This is a genomic window from Lutispora sp., from assembly GCF_041687175.1.
Taxonomy (GTDB): Bacteria; Bacillota; Clostridia; order Lutisporales; family Lutisporaceae; genus Lutispora.
On sequence record NZ_JAWLCK010000174.1, the window covers coordinates 1 to 4,466 of the forward strand.

Genomic DNA, 4,466 nt, shown 5'->3' on the forward strand with positions numbered 1-4,466 from the left:
AGTGCCTATACTTTCGTATATGTTCATGTTTGGAGCAAAGGTGTTCATAATGTTGAAGACGTTGTAAGCAAGCTAAGACAGAATCCTAAGGTAAGAATAGTAACTCCTGAAGTATTTATGGAGTTAATAAAGAATAATGTTGAGCGTTAGCATAGATAGAGCCACCGAAGACGGTTCTCGGTGGCTGATTAGTCGTCTACTCGAAAATCTCCAGTGACATAATATGAAGCTTGTGATTTGACAAGGAGCTGACCTTGTTCATCAAATATCTCGCCTACTGCCCGCATAATAGTTTTTCCACTGCTGATGACTTTACCAATGGCGGTAAGAGTACTTTCTTTAGGTGCACTTTTTATATAGCTGATGCTCATATCAATTGTTACTACTCGTTTGCCAAGAGTTATACAGGAAGTTCCCATAGCTATATCGCAAATGGAAGCAAGAGTACCTCCATGTACTGTGCCATACATATTGCTATGCTTCTGAGAAGTCTTTATTTTATGTATACTTTTTCCCTCTTGAAGGTCGTCAATTTGAATCTCGAGGAAGTTTTCAAGGATTGAAGTTTGATTAACATTCTTATAATAATCGTAAAGCCATGAAAGATACTCTTGAGTCATGAAAAATACCTCCGATAATTATTATGATTTTATACTAGAAAGTAGACCATAGAGAGATAAACTCTACTTTACTACACTAAATAGTACAATGTAAATGGGAATAAAAATATGCACTATGGTGTTAATAACAATATTATAACATAAAGATATAAATGTATAAGTGCTAGTATACTTGTACTTGCCATATATGATATCTGTTTCCTTATCTACAAAAATGTTAAAATATGGGTACTGGTGTATGATAGGCAGCTCGCTAATAGGTGTAAAGCCCATGCATGATAAGAAGCAATTTCAGGCATTCCTGTTTGAAACGGTGTAACAATAGGTTGTGCCAGGTGCAAAGATTATTAGGCTAAAAAAATTAAAAGCGTAGCCTAATAACCTGTTCCTGACACTTATTTTACTGCATCCTCATCAATTTTTTAGCTATTCGGGTTTGGACTATCTTGATTTTTCCCATAAGCGATTAATACTACTGGCTCACCAAAATCCTGAGATATTTCTGCTTCATATTTCTTTAGTTGCTCTAGAAGTTTTGTGTCATCTTTTATGTCTGCAAGATGATAATCTCCTAAATTCACTATAACACCTCCCATTTTTTCATGTTTGTAGAACAATTTAAGTTTATTGTGTCAGATCTAGAGTTATACGATTATTATTATGTACAGAAAAAAAGATGTACAGTTAAAGAATTAAGAAAAATTTAAGATTTTGCCGAAAATTTGTTAAGATATTTATTATATAATAAAAAGGGAATTATTAAATAGATCAATGAATTTGGCGGTGAGATAGTTTTATGATCAATAAGGAAACTGTGCTTATTGTTGATGATGAAAAAGAAATCAGCGATTTGATAGAGATATATCTGAAAAATGATGGTTATAATGTGTTAAAAGCCTACAATGGACTTGAAGCCATTAAGATTCTAGAAGAGAATGAAGTCCATCTCATTATTCTTGACATTATGATGCCAAAAATGGATGGAATACAAGCCTGTATGAAGATAAGGGAAGAAAGAAATATGCCTATAATCATGTTGTCTGCCAAGAGCCAAGACATGGATAAGATTATAGGTCTTAGCACCGGTGCTGATGATTATGTAGCAAAACCTTTCAATCCTTTGGAACTCATGGCTCGCGTCAAGTCCCAGCTGAGACGATATACAAGGCTTAATACAACTAACCAGCGAAAAAAGGATGAAATTGAAATTGGGAATATAAGCATAAATGTTGCTACCCATGAGGTGATTGTTGACGGCAAAGAGGTGAAGCTTACCCCCAAGGAATTCGATATTCTTGAGCTCCTTGCCAGGAATAAGGGCATAGTGTTCAGCACACAAAGAATATTTGAAAGCGTATGGAAAGAAGATTATTATGAGTCGGATAATACAGTAATGGTGCATATTAGAAAAATAAGAGAGAAGATTGAACTGGATCCGAGAAAGCCTCAATATATAAAAACTGTATGGGGAGTGGGGTATAAATTTGAAAGTTAAATTTTCACCTTTTCGTTGGTTGATAAAGCCTATAGTCTGGCTCATGAAACCAATTATTTGGTTAGCCAAGCTATTATTTTGGCCTATTAAAAAATTGCTTTCACCCATGAGACAATTATCCAAGCCTTTGAAAATTATTAATCAGGCAATTATCAACAGGATTAAGTCCAGCATCCGGATGCAATTGATTCTGACTTTTATTGTCTGTCTTTTGGTCTCTATATTAATTGGAACTATAACATATGGGGTTCTGGAAATTTATACAAGAAGAGCTTATATAGAATATACTATAGGTAGGTATGAGATGGATGAGATTGTAAGAGGTATTGCTGAAAGCTTTGAAGAAAAGCCTCGTTCTAAATTAGACGATGATGATATTCAGGAAATGATCAATGAGGCTGTTGAAGAGCGGAATTTCAAAGTAATGATTACAGATGTGGATGGCAGAGTGTTATACAAATCAGCCAATGCTACAGAGAATGAGATAGATTTGTATGACCTGATTAGGAATATTAATAATGTGAAAAACGATCCAAAGATTGAAGAAGCACCAATGGAGTATGCTAGTCTCTATCCTTCGAAGGTAAATGAAATGAATGCTTATGTTATCGGTATCGGAGTGCCTGAAGCAAATATTGTTTATAAAAACACAGGGACCGAAGGTGCTATATTGATAACAATTGCTGTGTACATCGGTGTGTTTGTTATCTCATTCCAATTCCTTACAAAGAAAAAGATGAAGTACATTGAGGAAATTGCTGCCGGACTTCAGGTCATATCTACTGGCAATCTTGATTTCAGAGTAGCAAGCAAGGGCTCAGACGAGTTGGCTTCTCTTGCCGACAATATAAACAATATGGCAGAAGAGCTTAAATCCAGAATAGAAGAAGAGCGAAAAGCAGAGAGAACAAAGAATGAATTAATTACAAACATATCACACGATTTAAGAACTCCTCTTACTTCTATTATGGGCTATTTGAAATTGATCAGCGATAAGAAGTATGAAGATCACAGGCAACTGGAGGAGTTTGTCAACATAGCCTATGGCAAGTCAGAAAAGCTGAAAACACTCATTGATGATCTTTTTGAATACACTAAGTTATCCAATGAGGGCATTAAGTTAAATGTTGCTGAAGTAAATATCAATGAGCTTCTGGAGCAATTGGTGGAAGAGTGGGTTCCTGTATGCGAAGAAAATCATTTGGAATTTGTGAAGGAAATGCCCCATGAAAAGATAATTGTGTCTGTTGATGCGGATTTGATGGTTAGAGTTTTTGAAAATCTTCTGATGAATGCCATTAGGTACTCCTATAAGCCTGGAAAGATACTGATTAAGTTAAGTTGCCAAGAAAATAAGGCAATAGTATGCATAGAAAATATGGGAGACCCTATACCTCCAGAGGAATTGCCAAATCTTTTCAATAGATTTTATAGGCTTGAAAAGTCCAGAACGGCAGGCATGGGAGGCTCAGGCCTTGGACTTGCTATTGCTAAAAGCATAGTGGACCTTCATCATGGAGATATATGGGCTGAGTGCGAAGGAAACAGCATCAGGTTTTTTGTAGCATTATAAAAAGCCATTTATATGGCTTTTTTCATTTTAAGGGCATGTATGCAAAATTGAAATAAAGTATTAAAACAATATTAAGATAATCTTAAGATATTATTCAGTGATTATTAAACTCCATATTACATAATAGATTCATCACATAAAAAGGAGTTTATGAATCATGGATAAAAAGCATCTTTATATTGTCCTCACCAGGACCAATACGATAGTATCAAGGCTTATAAGGCTGTTTATGAAGGATGAATATACTCATGCGTCTATTGCGTTGGACAGAGAACTAAGAAACATGTACAGCTTCGGAAGGAAATACATATATAATCCTTTCATTGGTGCATTCAGGAGAGAGTATAGAGATAAGGGAGTTTATAAACTTCAAAAGATAGTGCCCTGCATAGTATTAGAGGTGGAAGTCACAGAGGAGCAATATGAAAAAGCTCAAAGCATACTTAACCAGTTTATTTCTAACAGTGAACGCTATAAATACAACTACAAGGGACTATTATATAATTTATTCAATGCTGAGACATGCGATGATAAACATTTTCTCTGCTCTGAATTTGTATACTATGTTTTGAATCAAAGCGGAATTGTAGATTTTAATATACCCAGGAATCTGGTAAGACCCCAAAGCCTATTGAATATAAAAAGCAATATTGTGTTTAAGGGAGACTTAAAATGCTTCGGGCAAGATGAGAGAGATTTTGTGGAGGGAAGAAGTCTTATCAGGGGGTTAAGCGCTGTATATGAATAATAAAGCTGAGAAGGTAAAGCATATTTTTGG

6 protein-coding genes are annotated in these 4,466 nt (G+C 35.1%); 4 read left to right on the top strand and 2 right to left on the bottom strand.

Going from position 1 to position 4,466, the window contains the following annotated elements:
- Positions 1-150, top strand: a 150-nt coding sequence (locus ACESM9_RS14605) for a hypothetical protein (RefSeq protein WP_373000333.1), incomplete at its 5' end; no start/stop codon positions are given.
- Positions 151-188: 38 nt separating this feature from the next.
- Here the strand turns inward: ACESM9_RS14605 and ACESM9_RS14610 are convergent.
- Both ACESM9_RS14610 and ACESM9_RS14615 read right to left on the bottom strand, forming a co-directional pair.
- Positions 189-620, bottom strand: coding sequence for a PaaI family thioesterase (locus tag ACESM9_RS14610; protein ID WP_373000318.1), 432 nt, complete (start codon positions 618-620; stop codon positions 189-191).
- 422 nt (positions 621-1,042) lie between these two features.
- Positions 1,043-1,201 carry a hypothetical protein gene (locus tag ACESM9_RS14615; protein WP_373000321.1) on the bottom strand — a complete coding sequence of 53 codons (159 nt, stop codon included), beginning with the start codon at positions 1,199-1,201 and terminating at the stop codon, positions 1,043-1,045.
- A 215-nt stretch (positions 1,202-1,416) separates the two neighbouring features.
- Here ACESM9_RS14615 and ACESM9_RS14620 point away from each other — a divergent pair, with 215 nt between their 5' ends.
- The 3 genes from ACESM9_RS14620 to ACESM9_RS14630 all read left to right on the top strand — a co-directional run bounded on the left by ACESM9_RS14620 (position 1,417) and on the right by ACESM9_RS14630 (position 4,436).
- Entirely contained in the window at positions 1,417-2,115 is a 699-nt protein-coding gene (locus ACESM9_RS14620) for a response regulator transcription factor (RefSeq protein ID WP_373000324.1), read from the top strand.
- Entirely contained in the window at positions 2,105-3,688 is a 1,584-nt protein-coding gene (locus ACESM9_RS14625; protein ID WP_373000327.1) for an ATP-binding protein, read from the top strand. Before ACESM9_RS14620 ends, ACESM9_RS14625 begins: the two co-directional genes overlap by 11 nt.
- A 157-nt stretch (positions 3,689-3,845) precedes the next feature.
- Positions 3,846-4,436 carry a hypothetical protein gene (locus ACESM9_RS14630; RefSeq protein WP_373000330.1) on the top strand — a complete coding sequence of 197 codons (591 nt, stop codon included), beginning with the start codon at positions 3,846-3,848 and terminating at the stop codon, positions 4,434-4,436.
- Positions 4,437-4,466 lie beyond the last annotated feature (30 nt).